At 62.4% G+C, this 14,931-nt stretch carries 14 protein-coding genes; 11 read left to right on the top strand and 3 right to left on the bottom strand.

What is annotated here, in order from left to right; translation table 11 throughout:
* Positions 1 to 125 precede the first annotated feature (125 nt).
* Positions 126 to 863 carry a 3-oxoacyl-[acyl-carrier-protein] reductase gene (gene fabG, locus NKJ08_RS15595; RefSeq protein WP_352527832.1) on the bottom strand — a complete coding sequence of 246 codons (738 nt, stop codon included), beginning with the start codon at positions 861 to 863 and terminating at the stop codon, positions 126 to 128.
* Between the two features lie 60 nt (positions 864 to 923).
* The gene (gene fabD, locus NKJ08_RS15590) at positions 924 to 1,889 is read right to left on the bottom strand and encodes an ACP S-malonyltransferase (RefSeq protein WP_352782265.1); all 966 of its coding nucleotides are present in this window, start codon (positions 1,887 to 1,889) and stop codon (positions 924 to 926) included.
* 246 nt (positions 1,890 to 2,135) lie between these two features.
* On the opposite strand from fabD, the gene NKJ08_RS15585 reads away from it, so the two are divergent.
* Complete coding sequence (locus NKJ08_RS15585; protein WP_352527836.1) at positions 2,136 to 4,061, top strand: LTA synthase family protein; 1,926 nt, start codon at positions 2,136 to 2,138, stop codon at positions 4,059 to 4,061.
* A gap of 39 nt (positions 4,062 to 4,100) precedes the next feature.
* On the opposite strand, the gene NKJ08_RS15580 is transcribed toward NKJ08_RS15585, so the two are convergent.
* Positions 4,101 to 5,645 carry a pilus assembly protein TadG-related protein gene (locus NKJ08_RS15580; protein ID WP_352527838.1) on the bottom strand — a complete coding sequence of 515 codons (1,545 nt, stop codon included), beginning with the start codon at positions 5,643 to 5,645 and terminating at the stop codon, positions 4,101 to 4,103.
* A gap of 454 nt (positions 5,646 to 6,099) precedes the next feature.
* Here NKJ08_RS15580 and rpsF point away from each other — a divergent pair, with 454 nt between their 5' ends.
* The 10 genes from rpsF (at position 6,100) to NKJ08_RS15530 (ending at position 14,921) form a co-directional block, all read left to right on the top strand.
* Positions 6,100 to 6,594 (top strand): 30S ribosomal protein S6, encoded by a 495-nt coding sequence (gene rpsF, locus NKJ08_RS15575; RefSeq protein WP_352527840.1) that lies wholly within the window; start codon positions 6,100 to 6,102, stop codon positions 6,592 to 6,594.
* A complete protein-coding gene (rpsR, locus tag NKJ08_RS15570) occupies positions 6,594 to 6,842 on the top strand; it encodes a 30S ribosomal protein S18 (protein WP_006203718.1) in 249 nt (82 codons plus the stop codon). Before rpsF ends, rpsR begins: the two co-directional genes overlap by 1 nt.
* Before the next feature lie 217 nt (positions 6,843 to 7,059).
* Positions 7,060 to 7,644 (top strand): 50S ribosomal protein L9, encoded by a 585-nt coding sequence (gene rplI / locus NKJ08_RS15565; protein ID WP_352527842.1) that lies wholly within the window; start codon positions 7,060 to 7,062, stop codon positions 7,642 to 7,644.
* 152 nt (positions 7,645 to 7,796) lie between these two features.
* Positions 7,797 to 9,086 (top strand): cyclopropane fatty acid synthase, encoded by a 1,290-nt coding sequence (locus tag NKJ08_RS15560; RefSeq protein WP_352527844.1) that lies wholly within the window; start codon positions 7,797 to 7,799, stop codon positions 9,084 to 9,086.
* Between the two features lie 81 nt (positions 9,087 to 9,167).
* Complete coding sequence (locus tag NKJ08_RS15555) at positions 9,168 to 9,491, top strand: YnfA family protein (RefSeq protein WP_352527846.1); 324 nt, start codon at positions 9,168 to 9,170, stop codon at positions 9,489 to 9,491.
* Positions 9,492 to 9,494: 3 nt separating this feature from the next.
* Entirely contained in the window at positions 9,495 to 10,463 is a 969-nt protein-coding gene (locus NKJ08_RS15550) for a small ribosomal subunit Rsm22 family protein (RefSeq protein ID WP_352527848.1), read from the top strand.
* Positions 10,464 to 10,669: 206 nt separating this feature from the next.
* Positions 10,670 to 12,160 carry a replicative DNA helicase gene (locus NKJ08_RS15545; RefSeq protein ID WP_352527850.1) on the top strand — a complete coding sequence of 497 codons (1,491 nt, stop codon included), beginning with the start codon at positions 10,670 to 10,672 and terminating at the stop codon, positions 12,158 to 12,160.
* Positions 12,161 to 12,181: 21 nt separating this feature from the next.
* Positions 12,182 to 12,787: a hypothetical protein gene (locus NKJ08_RS15540; protein WP_352527852.1), complete on the top strand. Its 606-nt coding sequence runs from the start codon at positions 12,182 to 12,184 to the stop codon at positions 12,785 to 12,787.
* A complete protein-coding gene (radA, locus tag NKJ08_RS15535) occupies positions 12,787 to 14,205 on the top strand; it encodes a DNA repair protein RadA (protein WP_352782261.1) in 1,419 nt (472 codons plus the stop codon). The genes NKJ08_RS15540 and radA overlap by 1 nt, the downstream gene beginning before the upstream one ends.
* A 47-nt stretch (positions 14,206 to 14,252) precedes the next feature.
* Positions 14,253 to 14,921 (top strand): CvpA family protein, encoded by a 669-nt coding sequence (locus NKJ08_RS15530; protein ID WP_352527856.1) that lies wholly within the window; start codon positions 14,253 to 14,255, stop codon positions 14,919 to 14,921.
* The last annotated feature ends 10 nt before the right edge of the window (positions 14,922 to 14,931 follow it).

The following is a 14,931-nucleotide window of genomic DNA, read 5'->3' as shown; positions in this document are numbered from 1 at the left end:
TGAAAGATGGTCCTGCCGGAAACGCAGCGGAACAGGACCGGTTTTTGCCCGAACCGCCGGGTTGCGGGCGGCATTACACGAAAAATGCCGTGCATCCAAGACGGAATGAAGCGTTTTCCCAAGTGTTAGATCATCGCCATGCCGCCATTGACATGAATGGTCTGGCCGGTGACGTAGGCTGCCTCATTGGAAGCGAGGTAGGCGACGGCAGAGGCGACTTCAGCGCCCGTGCCCATGCGCCGGGTCGGGATCACCGCCATGATCGCCTCTTTCTGCTTGTCGTTGAGCTTGTCGGTCATCGCCGATTCGATGAAGCCCGGGGCGACGCAGTTGACGGTGATATTGCGGGTGGCGATCTCCTGCGCCAGCGATTTGGAAAAGCCGATCATACCGGCTTTGGAGGCGCAGTAATTGGTCTGGCCGGGATTGCCGGTGACGCCGACCACTGAAGTGATGTTGATGATGCGGCCATGTCGGCGCCGCATCATCGGATGGGTAAGCTCGCGGGTCAGCCGGAACACGGCGGTCAGGTTGACCTCGAGCACGCTATCCCAGTCGGCATCAGCCATGCGTACGAACAACCCGTCCTTGGTGATGCCGGCATTGTTGACGAGGATGTCGACGCCTTCGAGGTCGGCCTCCGCCTTCTGGCCGAGCGCCTTGACCTCGTCGCGATTGGAAAGATTGGCCGGGAACAGCTTGACCCGGTCGCCCAGTTCGGCGGCCAGCGCCTCCAGTTTCTCGATGCGTGTGCCGTGCAGGCCGACGATGGCGCCCTGGCCATGCAGCACGCGGGCGATCGCCTCGCCGATGCCTCCCGATGCGCCGGTGACGAGCGCCTTGCGGCCGGTCAATTCGAACATTCTTGTCTCCTGATCTGAGCGAACACCCTTCGCATGGAGCGGGGTCAAATCGCCAGTTGATTATGCAAGTGCCGCCAGCGCCGCCTCGACATCCGCCGCGGATCCGATGGCACTGGTGGCAATATCGCGGTTGATGCGCCGCGCCAGCCCCGACAGAACCTTGCCGGCGCCCACTTCATATAGTGTCGCAACGCCATTCGCGCCGAACCACTCCACCGTTTCGCGCCAGCGCACGCGCCCGACCACCTGTTCGACGAGGCGGCGGGCGATCTCGTCCGGATCGCTCGTCGGGATCACCGTAACATTGGAGACCAGCGGCACGACCGGCGCATTCTTCTGCACTCCCGCCAGCGCCTCCCGCATGATCTCGGCCGCCGGCTTCATCAGTGCCGAATGGAAGGGCGCCGAGACCTGCAGCATCAGCGCCCGCTTTGCGCCCTTCTCCGTGCATAGCTTCGCCGCCAGTTCGACCGCCGGCCTGGCGCCTGAGATCACCAGCTGGCCGCCGCCATTGTCATTGGCGATCTGGCAAACCAAGGCGTGCGCCGGATCTTTGGCCGCGCCGTGGGCGGCCTCGGCGCAAGCCGCCTCGACGTCAGCCTGTTCCAGCCCGATAATCGCCGCCATGGCGCCCTCTCCGGCCGGTACCGCCGCCTGCATGGCATTGCCGCGGATGCGCAACAGCCGGGCGGCGTCGGCGACCGAAACGAAACCGGCGGCTGCAAGTGCCGAATATTCGCCAAGCGAATGGCCGGCGACATAGGTGACCTTATCTTCCAGTGAGAAGCCGCGCGCCTCCAGCGCCCGAACTGCGGCAAGCGACACCGCCATCAGCGCCGGCTGGGCGTTGGCGGTCAGCGTCAGCGTCTCTTCCGGACCTTCCCAGATCAGCTTCGATAGATTTTCGCCGAGCGCATCGTCGACTTCCTCGAAGATCCGCAGCGATTCCACAAAGGCGTCGGCGAGGTCCTTGCCCATGCCGACAGCCTGGCTGCCCTGCCCCGGAAAGGTGAATGCGATGGCCATCGGCGGCTCCCAGCTGCTGGTTCTGGTTGCCTGTGACGCAAGGCGTGCGGCCAAGTCAAGTCCAACCTCGACCGCGCAACGTCGGCCGAGTGCCTGTTTCGGCAGGCTTTTTGGCGATCACTCATGATGAAAACCGCTCACGATTTGTTTGCTGGCTCTTCTTATTTCCGCCACAGGCGCTAGCTTTGCGTGACAGTTCGATGACAGTCGAGTGACGCTTTTGTTGCGGGCCGGGGAACTATTGAAGTGGCAAAGACCAAGAACAGCGCAGCCGAGGCCGCGCCACAGTTTCTCGAAGGCGATCCATCCACCGGCTATCTGCCGGCGCGCAAATGGCCTGTCATCCGCTATGGCCTTATCAGCTTGCTGGCCGCGGCCATCCTGGTGTTCGCCATCGAACTGATCGTGCGCGGCAACTTTGCCGGCACCATCGACTTCTTTCTGCAGCCCTTCAAACCCGGCTGGACCACAATCATTATTTTTGCGCTGATCCTCATCGGCCTCGACGCCGTGCTTGGCCGCAGCCATCAGAGCCTGATGATCGTCGCGCCGCTGACGTTGTCGCTGGCGTTCGTCGGCCACCAGAAGTCGCTCTATCTCGGCGATCCGCTCTATCCGACCGATTTCCTCTATTCCCGGCAGATCGTGGCACTGATGCCGCTCCTGGTGCGCGATCGCCCGGGAACCGCCATTGCCCTGGCGATCGGCATCGTCGGCGGGCTGTCGCTGCTCGTCTATTGCTGGCGGCTATGGCGCCGCCGCGTTCCGTCGCTCAGCCACAAGGGCCGCCTTGCCCGGCTGACGCTGACGGTGCCGCTGATCGCCTTCTTCGTCTCCATCATGGACTATGCCACTTTCTCGTGGACGCGCGACCGGCTGCAGATCATCCCGATCATGTGGGACCAGAAGGAAAACTATGCCTCGAACGGTTTTGCGCTCGCCTTCGCGCTGAACGTCCCGATGGCCCATGTCTCGGCGCCGCCCGGCTATTCCGGCAAGGCGATCGCGGCGATCGGCAAACCGCAGGTGACGGCCTCGATACCTGCCGAGAAGCCCGACATCATCGTCGTCATGAGCGAATCGTTCTGGGATCCGACCAAGCTGCCCGGCGTCACCATCACGCCCGATCCGATCCCCAATGTGCGGGCACTGCGCTCGGGCTATATGTTCTCGCCCGAATTCGGCGGCATGACGGCCAACATCGAGTTCGAGGCCCTGACCGGCTTTTCCAACGCCTTCCTGCCGGCGGGCAGCATTCCCTACCAGCAATATGTGCGGACACCGACCCCCTCGCTCGCCACCTTCCTGAAAAGCCAGGGCTACCGGACACGCGCCATCCATCCCGGCACCAACTGGTTCTGGAACCGGGGAGCCGTCTATGCCGATTTCGGCTTCAACGACTTCAAGTCCGAGGAGACGCTGCCGCCCATGCAAAAACGCGGACCGCTCGCGTCGGACGCCGCGATGACCGACGAGATCATCCACGAGGCCGATACCAGTGCCGAGCCGGTCTTCTTTTTCGCCGTCAGCCTGCAGAACCACGGACCGTATGAGCCGTATCGCTATAACAATCCGACCCACAAGGTGCAGGCGCCGATCAGCCAATGGGCGCGTGAATCGCTGTTGAGCTACGCCGAAGGCTCTTCCGATGCGGACCGCGGCCTTGAGCGGCTGATCGAATGGGCGAAGACACGCGAGCGGCCGACGGTCATCGCCTTCTTCGGCGACCATCTGCCGCCGCTTGGGCCGGTCTACGTCGAGACCGGTTTCCTGAAGGACAATGTCGCGCCGCGCAAGGAGGCGGCCGACCAGATGCTGCTGCACCACCAGACGCCGCTGATCGTCTGGTCGAACCGCAGCGGGCCGGCCGAGGATCTGGGCGCCGTCAGCCCGGCCTTCCTGCCCTACCATATCCTGAAGACGGCCGGCATCAGCCATCCCTATTACACTGGCTTCCTCGGCCAGTTGCGGGAGCGCTACCGCGTCATCGACCGCAATTTGCTGTTGGCACCGGGGGGCGACGCCACCCCCGATTGGTCGCGTCAGAAAGAGATCGACCCGGCAATCCGCGACTTCCGTCTGCTGCAATACGACATGATGTTCGGCAAGCGCCATGCGGCGCCCGATTTCTTCCCCGAGACCACGGGCAAAGTGGCTGCGCATACGAGTTGAGCAGCGGCGGCGGAACGGCCGTAGAGCGGCTGACGTCGTTCAGTTCGTCAAGTGCAGTTGCGAAATCGAGCTTCCGATCTTCAGGAAGACGCTTTCAAGCTGACTGACGTCGTTGGTCGGGTAATAATTCGACGGCGACGATGCGCAGGCCTCGTAGAGCTTGCGGTTGGCTGCGGTGTCGGCCTGCAGCAGCACTGTGAAGATCTGCACGTCCTGCTTCTCTAACGTGTTGCACACATTAGTTGTCCAGTCGTCGACATTGCGCGCGGCCGCGGTCTGGTCGCTGGATCCGAACCGACCCGAGGCCAGGAACCCGTAGGAACCATAGTCCGACTTCTGTGGCGTATCCTTCGCGCCATAGACAACATTTTCGCCGTCGGTCAGCAGCAGCACAGTTTTGGTCGTGCCCGACGTCCTGAAAGGCGCGCCGTCACTGTAAGGCGGTTCCGGCGAGAGTACCCGCATCCCCCAGGACAGCCCTTCGGAAACATTGGTGCCCGAACCGTTCCATTCGATCATCTCGCCGACGGCGCTGCGCAATTTGTCGAAATCGTCGGTCAACGGCACTATCGGCGTCGGACAGGCTCGGTTTGGGCCGATCGTCAGTGGGCCTTTCTTGTCGTTGATCAGCTTCATCGTTGAAACACTGTACTTCGCCATGTCGCTTGTGAGACCGGGAAGCAGGGTGGCGACGGTGTCGTCGAGATAGGAATTGTTGTAGCCGGTCGCCGAATTGCCGTAGGAACTGTTCGGGCTTTTGGCGTTCCCTGGATCGTCCGGCGCGAAATACGGTACGAACAGGGTGTCCGGTTTGTTTTGGTCGGGCGAAATGTCGGAACCATTATTGGCTCCGGGCCGCGCTTCGACGCAACCCCGCCATTCGACAGCCAATTGCTTGAACAAGTCCATGTGGTTGACGCGCTTGCCGCCGACCAATGGGAAATTGGCGCCGTTGTTCGGCGATTTGCCGGCCATGTCGATCCAGGCCGGATCGTAGTCCTCGCCCTTGACGTTGACCGCGGTGACGAACGGCACCACCGCGACACGCACACTGCGCGTCGGCGACTTCGCCGCTTCGAGCATATCGATCAAGGCCGTCGCCGCCGTTCGCAATGCGCCGATGCGATCGTTGCTGGCCATCGACCCGGTATTGTCGAGCACCAGCACCACTTCGAGCTGATTGGTCGATTCGACCGCGCCGGCATCGACGGTGATGCGCTTGTCGTTGCCGAACAGGAACGCGAAGTTCAAATTGGCATCCGCGGTGGCGACAGCCCTTGTCTGGATGAAGTTAAGGCCCCTTTCGACAGTGAGGGTTGCTTCGGCGTTCCTCAACTCGCTGTGGCCGGCGACATTGGTCTGGAAATAGCGATCGAAGACGTCCTTGCGCGTGGCGTCGATGTCGCCGAGATGCGAAGATGCAAGGTTCGCGGCGTCGAGCGCGTTCTGCAAGCTGACCTTGGCCCTCATCAAGGTGGACACATCCACGGCAAAGGCGACGGCCGTCAGAACCGCAGGCAGCCCGAACGCAAGCATCAGGGCAAAGTTGCCGCTCTTCGAACGGCAGAAATTGTCGAAAAGCATTTTACCCCCAAAAACCGCCTTGCTGCCGGCCTCGCGCGAACCGGCTCGTTTTGCATTCGCATGATGAACGACGGGTTGACACCACGCCCGCCGGCACGGGAACTTCGCACGGTGGTTAAGGTCCGGTTTCAGAAAATCCGCAAAACCTTGCCATCGAGGCCCATTGCGCGCGGGGAAGTAGGGCGCTAGTCGAGCCGTTTGTCCTTGCCTTGCGGCCAAATTCCTGTATAGACGCCCGCAATCTGCCGGTCCTTGCTGGGGGCTGAACGGAGGGCCGGAGGTTTTTCGAAACCTTCGCGTGAAGCCGGAAGCGCTTCCGCCTCCCGTGTCTCCGCTCTCGACCGTCTCGTCATGCTCCTTTCTTCCCCGCCTTCGCAAGAATTGCGGGTCAGAGAAGTTGCAGAGGCTTTTGCCGCCGGGAACCGGGAGAGAAACGAAGAAAGGCACGAACACTATGGCTCTATACGAACATGTGTTTCTTGCCCGGCAGGACCTCTCGCAGCAGCAGGTCGATGCGCTTGTCGAACAGTACAAGGGCGTCATCACCGCGAATGGCGGGTCCGTCGGCCGGGTCGAGAACTGGGGACTGAAGTCCCTCACCTACCGGGTCAACAAGAACCGGAAGGCATACTACACACTCATGGACATTACCTGCCCGCCGGCCGCGCTCAACGAGATGGAGCGCCAGATGGGCTTGTCCGAGGACGTGCTGCGTTTCCTGACCATCAAGGTCGAAGCGCATGAGGAAGGTCCGTCGGCAATGATGCAGAAGCGCGAAGAGCGCTCGGAACGCGGCGGCTTCGGCGACCGTGGCGATCGCGGTCCGCGCTCATTCGGCGACCGCGATCGCGGTGACCGTGGTGATCGTCCGCCGCGCAGCTTCGGCGATGGCGGTGCCGATCGTGGCCCGCGCCGTCCGCGCGAAGGCTTTGAAGGAGCCGCAGAATAATGGTCGACATCAATCAGATCCCCACCCGGCGCCCCTTCCACCGCCGCCGCAAGACCTGCCCGTTCTCCGGCGCCAATGCGCCGAAGATCGACTACAAGGACGTACGGCTTCTGCAGCGCTACATTTCCGAGCGCGGCAAGATCGTGCCTTCGCGCATCACCGCCGTCAGCCAGAAGAAGCAGCGCGAACTCGCCAAGGCGATCAAGCGCGCCCGCTTCCTCGGCCTGCTGCCCTACGTGGTCCGCTAAAATCCACGCGGGCGGTTCGCCGCCCGCTCTTTTTTCACCGGCCACGACGGGCGTAGCCGGATCGAACACCAAATCCCGGGTTGGATTTCGTCAAGAGATCCTAACTGCCGCGACAGGCAGGACAGCGACACAGGCGGCGACGCCCCAGCTTCCTGACCTGTTCCAGACAATTCGGCGCCGATCCTGAGGATAGGCGCCCAAGCGAAGGAACAAAACCATGGAAGTCATTCTTCTCGAACGCGTTTCCCGGCTCGGCCAGATGGGCGACACCGTCAAGGTCAAGGACGGGTTCGCCCGCAATTTCCTGCTGCCGCAGGGCAAGGCGCTACGCGCCAACGAAGGTAACAAGAAGAAGTTCGAGGGACAGCGGGCTCAGCTCGAAGCCCGCAACCTGGAGCGCAAGTCCGAGGCCGCGCAGATTGCTGAAAAGCTCGACGGCAAGAGCTTCATCGCCGTGCGCTCGGCCGGCGAAACCGGTCAGCTCTATGGTTCGGTGTCGACGCGCGACATCGCCGAGCTGTTGACGGCGGAAGGTTTTTCGGTGAACCGCAACCAGATCCTTCTCAACCAGCCGATCAAGACCATCGGCGTCACCAATGTGGCGATCGCGCTGCACCCGGAAGTCGAGGTCACCATCACCCTCAACATTGCCCGCACGGCCGACGAAGCCGAGCGCCAAGCCAAGGGCGAAACACTGACCACCGCCGAAGCCATCTACGGCGAGGACATCAACGACAATGCGCGGCCGGAAAATTTCTTCGACCCGAATGCGGAGTTCGAAGGCGGCGAAGACAACAGCTGATCGTCGTTCGCCGGCATTTGCCGGCTAATACCTATCTGGACCAATGCCCGGGCCTCGCACCCGGGCATTTTTATGCCAAATGGAACTTTTCGAACCCCTATATCTTGATGCAGAATAAGACAGCGTGTCTGGCCGAGAGGGGACAATTGGTCATGAATATTCTGCTGAAGCGCGTTCTCGACCGCCTGGTCCGCACAGGCAATCTCAAGGTGACAGGGCCGCAAGGCTCGATGGTAACTTTCGGTGACGGCAGCGGCGAGCCGGTGCACATGCATATCAAGACAAGGCATGCCGAGCGCGCCATCACTTTCGACCCGATGCTGGCGGTGCCGGAAGCCTACATGGACGGTGAACTCGACATTATCGAGGGCGGCGTGCTGGGGGTGATGCGCATTGCGTTCCAGAATATGGGCAGCGGCGGTATCGATGCCACCTGGTCGAAGGCGATCGAGGGTCTGCGCCACGCCTTCCGGCGCTTGCAGCAGATCAATACGGCGTCGCGGGCGCGCCGCAACGTGCAGCGCCACTACGATCTGTCGGGCGACCTCTACCGCCTCTTCCTCGATGAGGACATGCAATATTCCTGCGCCTATTTCGAGCAGCCGGATATGACGCTGGACGAGGCACAAGCAGCCAAGAAGCGCCATATCGCCGCTAAGCTCAGGCTGAAGGCGGGCCAGACGGTGCTCGACATCGGCTCTGGCTGGGGCGGGCTTGGCCTCTATCTCGCCAAGGCGTTCGACGTCGACGTGCAGGGCGTAACGCTGTCGACCGAGCAGCATGGCGTCGCCACCGACCGCGCCCATGCGCAAGGCCTGCAAAACCGGGTGCATTTCGACCTCAAGGACTATCGCGAGCTCAATGAGCGTTTCGACCGCATCGTCTCGGTCGGCATGTTCGAGCATGTCGGCGTCAATCATTTCCGCACCTTCTTCGACAAGTCGGCGACGCTGCTGAAGCCGGACGGCGTCATGCTGCTGCACACGATCGGCCGCTCCGGCGTGCCGTGGGCAACCAGCGCCTTCATCCGCAAGTACATCTTCCCCGGCGGCTACATCCCGTCGCTCTCCGAAGTGATGCCGGCCATCGAGAAATCGGGGCTCGTCGTCACCGATATCGAGGTCCTGCGGCTGCATTATGCGGAGACGCTAAAGCATTGGGGCGAGCGCTTCGCCGCCAACCGCGACAAGGCCAAGGCGATTTATGACGAGCGCTTCTGCCGCATGTGGGAGTTCTATCTTGCCGCCTCGGAAGCCGCTTTCCGCTGGCAGGATCTGGTGATCTTCCAGATTCAGATCGCCAAGAAGAACGACACGCTGCCGATGACGCGCGACTACATGGCCAGTTGCGAGAAGGCGCTGGAGATGCGCGATCTTGGACGTCGTGAAAAGGCTCCTACGCCCAAGCCCACGCGCCGCCGCAAGGTGGCGGATCCGGAGTAGACTGCCGGCGATTGCACCATTGCCGCTTGCCATTGCCGGCTGGCACGCTGAAAAGGTCTCGTCAACGCGGGACCTTTTTTCATGACCTGCCTCCTCTACGGCGCCGCCGCACTTGCCGAGATCGCCGGCTGCTTTTCGTTCTGGGCGTGGTGGCGGCTGGACAAGTCGCCGCTGTGGTTGGCGCCCGGTCTCGTCTCGCTGGTGCTATTTGCGTGGCTGCTGGCGCTGGTCGACGCCAGTGCGGCCGGCCGTGCCTATGCCGCCTATGGCGGCATCTACATTGCCGCCTCGCTGGTCTGGCTGTGGCTGGCGGAGGGCGTGCGCCCAGACCGCTGGGACCTTGCCGGTGCCGCGATCTGCATCATTGGCGCCTCGGTCATCGTGCTCGCACCTCGGGCTGCGTAAGCGATGGAACTGCCCGTCCCACTTAGACAAGGCGTCGACCGCCTTCTCGAAAGAGTGCCGTTGCCGATACTTAAGCAAGCGGCCAGGACGCTGTCGGACCGCTACCGCGCCGAGTTGCGCGACGGCCGCCTGCACATGGCCGAGGAGATAGCCGTGAAGGCCTATCTGGCAACGCGGCTGCCGGCGACCTATGCCGCCATCCGCGCCAGCCTCGATGCGGTCAGCGAGGCACGTCCGGATTTTTTCCCCAAAACCCTGCTCGATGTCGGCGCCGGCCCTGGTACGGTGCTTTGGGCCACAATCGATCTCTGGCCCGATCTCGAACAGGCGGTGCTGCTCGAGGCCGGTGCCGCGGTGCGACGCGTCGGCGAGGCGCTTGCCGCCGAGGCGGTCACTGCCAGGACCGCCTGGCGGACCGGCGACGTCACCATCGACCTGGCCGACCTGGAGCCGGCCGATCTGGTGACCTCAGCCTATGTGCTGGACGAGATCGCGCCGGCATCGCTGGCAAAACTTGTCGACAAGCTCTGGCAGCTGACCGCCGACACGCTGCTGGTCGTAGAGCCAGGCACGCCGGCCGGCTGGCAGCGCATCCTTGCCGTACGCCGGCAGCTGATCGAGGCGGGTGCGCACGTGCTGGCGCCCTGCCCGCATGAGGCGCCCTGCCCACTTGTCGCTCCCGACTGGTGCCATTTCGCCCGTCGCGTCGCCCGCTCGCGCCTGCACCGGCTGGCCAAGGATGCCGAGGTGCCGTGGGAGGACGAGAAATTCATCTTTGTCGCCGCCTCCCGCCATCCGGCCGCTCCGTCCCGGGCGCGGGTGATCGCACTGCCGAAATCGGGCTCCGGCAAGGTCTTGCTGAAGCTTTGCCAACAGGATGGTCATGCTGCCGAAAGACTGTTCACCAAGCGCGACGGCGACACGTTCAAGGTCGCGCGACGACTGAACTGGGGTGATGCATTGCCGGAATGACTGGCATCTATTTTCCTGTTTTGTTCTCACTCAAGAACGGCTAGGCTCGCTATCTTGATTCGAGTCAATCGAGATTCTTTCCACCGAAAGATCTTGGCTGTGAATCGCGGGCATCAAAGCTGGTTGGTTGGAGACTGATGCAGATAAGTCATCACCGACTTGTCTCGTTCTGATATCGAGAGACCGGGATCAGGACCGGGGACATCATGGCAGAGGCAGCACGAAAATTCGGCGTCGCGGAAACACCGCTCTATCGCGAGGCGCCAAACAACATCGAGGCCGAGCAGGCGCTGCTCGGCGCCATACTGGTCAACAACGATGCCTTCTACCGCGTCTCCGACTTCCTGAAGTCCGGCCATTTCTACGAGCCGCTGCACAGAAAAATCTTCGAGGTCGCGGCCGAGCTCATCCGCATGGGCAAGATCGCGACGCCGATCACGTTGAAGACCTTCCTGCCGGCAGACGAGAAGGTCGGCGACATGACCGTGGCGCAATATGTGGTGCGGCTGGCGGTCGAAGCCGTCACCGTCGTCAACGCCACCGATTATGGCCGCGCCATCTACGATCTCGCCACGCGGCGCGCCCTGATCACCGTCGGCGAGGATATGGTCAACATCGCCTATGACGCGCCGGTCGACATGTCGCCCTCCGACCAGATCGAGGATGCCGAGCGGCGCCTGTTCGAGCTTGCCGAGACCGGCCGCTACGACGGCGGCTTCGAGAGCTTCACCGACGCTGTCAAGACCGCCGTCGACATGGCCAACGCCGCCTATATGCGCGACGGGCATTTGTCGGGCGTCGCCACCGGCTTGCGCGACCTCGATCGCCGCATGGGCGGCCTGCAGTCGTCCGACCTGATCATCATCGCGGGGCGCCCCGGCATGGGCAAAACCTCGCTCGCCACCAACATCGCCTTCAATATCGCGGAGGCCTATGTCCCGGCGCAGCAGGCCGACGGCTCATTCAAGGCGGCCAATGGCGGCGTCGTCGGCTTCTTTTCGCTCGAAATGTCATCCGAACAGCTTGCCACCCGCATCATTTCCGAACAGACCGAAATCCCGTCGTCGAAAATCCGGCGCGGCGAGATCAGCGAGATGGATTTCGAAAAGCTCGTCGCCTGCTCGCAGACCATGCAGAAAATCCCGCTGTTCATCGACCAGACCGGCGGCATTTCCATCGCTCAGCTGTCCGCCCGCGCGCGTCGCCTGAAGCGCCAGCGTGGCCTCGACGTCATCGTCATCGACTATATCCAGCTGATGCAGGGATCGAGCGCGAAATCATCGCAAAATCGCGTTCAGGAAATCACCGAGATCACCACCGGGCTCAAGGCCTTGGCCAAGGAGCTGGCGGTGCCGATCATCGCGCTGTCGCAGCTGTCGCGCCAGGTCGAAAGCCGCGACGACAAGCGCCCGCAGCTTTCGGATCTGCGCGAATCGGGCTCCATCGAGCAGGACGCCGACGTGGTGCTGTTCGTCTACCGCGAGGAATACTATCTGAAGAACCGCGAGCCGAAGCCAGGCACTGACGAATACATCAAGTGGGAACACGAGATGAACGAGATGCGCGGCAAGGCCGAAGTCATCGTCGCCAAGCAGCGCCATGGACCGACCGGTTCGGTCAGCCTCGCCTTCCAGGGCGAGTTCACCCGCTTCTCCGACCTCGCCGAGGAGCATCATATACCGGACAGGTTTGAGTAGGTTTGGTCGCGGAGCATCCGATTGGATTTTAGCGATATCTATCAGAGGATAAAATTTGAAGCGTACGAAATCTCCGAGGAAGAACGCTCTCAACTCACCGACTATTTGAAGTCCGCAGGGTCGGCTTATCGCCTGGAAACCAACGCAGCGATATTGGTGTTTTGCTACTCGAGCGAACCGACGTCTGAGAATGTTGCATTGGTGAGGAAATTCCTTGCCAAGGATGTTGTCGACTATTCTCGAAGCGCGGCAGTGACTGGTCTTTATCGAGTTTGGAAATTGGGAGCGACCGCTGACATCAACGATCTGCTGGGCTTTTTGGCTCTTTCGTTGGACAAATCTCGGCACGACACCTCTCTGGCAGCGATCGGGTGCGCATTCCTTTTGATGCATCGTCTCAATGATCGTCGCCTCTCGACTGCCCTTATGAGATTGCTGGCGACGTTGCACGATGAAGTCAGGCGAGAGAACGACTTCGTGGTCAATTTATTCATCTATGCGTGTTGGTCGGCATATGACAATTGGGCTCAGAGAAACGGACAGCGCCGCATTCATTTCGATACAATCGAAGAGGCCCTGCCGGTCTACTGGGATCGTCCCAAATATCTCTTGGAATCGATAAACTGATGGCCAAATCCCGCGTCCAGTTCATCTGCCAGAATTGCGGCTCCGTGCATCAGCGCTGGGCCGGCAAATGCGATGCCTGCGGCGAGTGGAACACGCTGGTCGAAGAAGGCACGGCAGGCGGCATCGGCTCGGGCCCGGCCAACATGCGCAACGCCCGCAAGGGCCGCGCGGTGGTGCTGACCAGCCTGTCCGGCGATATCGAGGACGCGCCGCGCATCGTCTCCGGCATCGGCGAGTTCGACCGCGCCACCGGCGGCGGCTTCGTGCGCGGCTCGGCGCTGCTGGTCGGTGGCGATCCCGGCATCGGCAAGTCAACGCTGCTCACCCAGGCCGCAGCCGCACTAGCAGCAAAGGGCCACCGCATCGTCTATGTCTCGGGTGAAGAAGCCGTCGCTCAGATCAGGCTGCGCGCCCAGCGGCTCGGCGTCGCCGACACCCCGGTCGAGCTCGCCGCCGAGACCAATGTCGAGGACATCCTCGCCACCATCGCCGATGGCAAGCGGCCGGATTTGGTCATTCTCGATTCGATCCAGACGCTGTGGACCGACATGGCCGATTCGGCGCCCGGCACGGTGACCCAGGTGCGCGCCGCCGCACAAGCGATGATCCGCTACGCAAAGTCCACAGGGGCGGCGATCGTTCTGGTCGGCCACGTCACCAAGGAGGGCCAGATCGCCGGCCCACGCGTTGTCGAGCACATGGTCGACGCGGTGCTCTATTTCGAAGGCGAAGGCGGCCACCACTACCGCATCCTGCGCACGGTCAAGAATCGATTCGGGCCAACCGACGAGATCGGCGTCTTCGAAATGTCGGACAAGGGCTTGAGAGAAGTCGCCAACCCCTCCGAGCTTTTCCTCGGTGAACGCCACGCGAAGTCGCCGGGTGCGGCGGTTTTCGCCGGCATGGAAGGCACACGGCCGGTGCTGGTCGAGATCCAGGCGCTCGTAGCGCCATCGTCGCTCGGCACACCGCGCCGCGCCGTCGTCGGCTGGGACGGTGCCCGGCTGTCGATGATCCTGGCGGTTCTGGAAGCCCATTGCGGCGTCCGCTTCGGCACGCACGACGTCTATCTCAACGTTGCCGGCGGCTACCGCATTTCGGAGCCGGCGGCCGACCTGGCGGTGGCGGCGGCACTGGTTTCCTCGCTCACCGGTCTTGCCCTTCCCGCCGATTGCGTCTATTTCGGCGAAATCAGCCTTTCGGGTGCGGTGAGGCCGGTTGCGCATGCGCAGCAGCGCCTCAAGGAAGCCGAAAAGCTGGGTTTCGGAAGCGCGGTTCTGCCCTTGGGCAGCGAGGACGTTGTTGGTGGTATCGGGGTCGGGGGAATAGGAGCCGGTGCTTTCCAGCCCACCGAGCTTGCCGATCTCGTGGCGCGCATAGCCGGCTCACAGCGCAGCCGCGCCGACGAGCAAGAGTGATGCGGCTCGTCGAGTCGTGAAAAAGAGATCGGAGTGGGGCGAAAAACATGCCGATTACGCTGCTTGACGGAATTCTCGTCGGCTTCACCCTGGTCTCGGCGATGCTGGCCATGGTTCGCGGCTTTTCACGCGAAATCCTGTCGATCATCTCCTGGGCAGCTGCGGCGGCGGCGGCCTTCTTCTTCTACAAGCCGGTGCTGCCTTACATTCAGCCCTATGTCGACAACGAAAAGGCCGCCATGGCGGCGGCCGCCGGTATCGTCTTCATTGTCGCGCTGATCGTCGTTTCCGTCATCACCATGAAGCTCGCCGACTGGATCATCGATTCCAGAATCGGTGCGCTCGATCGCACACTTGGCTTCCTCTATGGCGCGGCGCGCGGCATCCTGGTCGTCGCTGTCGCGCTGCTGTTTTTCAATTGGTTGGCCGGCGCCAAGGCTCCAGGCTGGATTGCCAACGCCAAATCGCGGCCGCTGCTCGAATCGATCGGCGCCAAGGTGGAAAGCCTGCTGCCCGAGGATCCGGAAAACGCCATCCTCAACAAGCTCAACCCGAATCAGCCGGCTGTCGAGACGCCTCTGGCCCCCGACGCGCCTGCAGCGGAAGCACCTGCCGCCGGCGACGACGCCACCGCTCCGGCACCCGATGACAGCGACGCGCCACCTGCCGACAATGCGCCCGCAACCCCGCCGGCCAATCCGGCGCCGGCAAACTGATTTCGGCAAA

Source organism: Mesorhizobium sp. M0244, assembly GCF_040321795.1.
Lineage (GTDB): Bacteria > Pseudomonadota > Alphaproteobacteria > Rhizobiales > Rhizobiaceae > Mesorhizobium.
The sequence above is the reverse complement of the archived record's forward strand: the minus strand, read 5'-3'. Positions and strand labels throughout refer to the sequence as shown.

Coding starts and splice junctions, on each gene's coding strand:
- fabG (WP_352527832.1), bottom strand. CDS start 863: ATGTTCGAATTGACCGGCCGCAAGGCGCTCGTCACCGGCGCATCGGGA.
- fabD (WP_352782265.1), bottom strand. CDS start 1,889: ATGGCCATCGCATTCACCTTTCCGGGGCAGGGCAGCCAGGCTGTCGGC.
- NKJ08_RS15580 (WP_352527838.1), bottom strand. CDS start 5,645: ATGCTTTTCGACAATTTCTGCCGTTCGAAGAGCGGCAACTTTGCCCTG.
- rpsF (WP_352527840.1), top strand. CDS start 6,100: ATGGCTCTATACGAACATGTGTTTCTTGCCCGGCAGGACCTCTCGCAG.
- rpsR (WP_006203718.1), top strand. CDS start 6,594: ATGGTCGACATCAATCAGATCCCCACCCGGCGCCCCTTCCACCGCCGC.
- rplI (WP_352527842.1), top strand. CDS start 7,060: ATGGAAGTCATTCTTCTCGAACGCGTTTCCCGGCTCGGCCAGATGGGC.
- NKJ08_RS15560 (WP_352527844.1), top strand. CDS start 7,797: ATGAATATTCTGCTGAAGCGCGTTCTCGACCGCCTGGTCCGCACAGGC.
- NKJ08_RS15555 (WP_352527846.1), top strand. CDS start 9,168: ATGACCTGCCTCCTCTACGGCGCCGCCGCACTTGCCGAGATCGCCGGC.
- NKJ08_RS15550 (WP_352527848.1), top strand. CDS start 9,495: ATGGAACTGCCCGTCCCACTTAGACAAGGCGTCGACCGCCTTCTCGAA.
- NKJ08_RS15545 (WP_352527850.1), top strand. CDS start 10,670: ATGGCAGAGGCAGCACGAAAATTCGGCGTCGCGGAAACACCGCTCTAT.
- radA (WP_352782261.1), top strand. CDS start 12,787: ATGGCCAAATCCCGCGTCCAGTTCATCTGCCAGAATTGCGGCTCCGTG.
- NKJ08_RS15530 (WP_352527856.1), top strand. CDS start 14,253: ATGCCGATTACGCTGCTTGACGGAATTCTCGTCGGCTTCACCCTGGTC.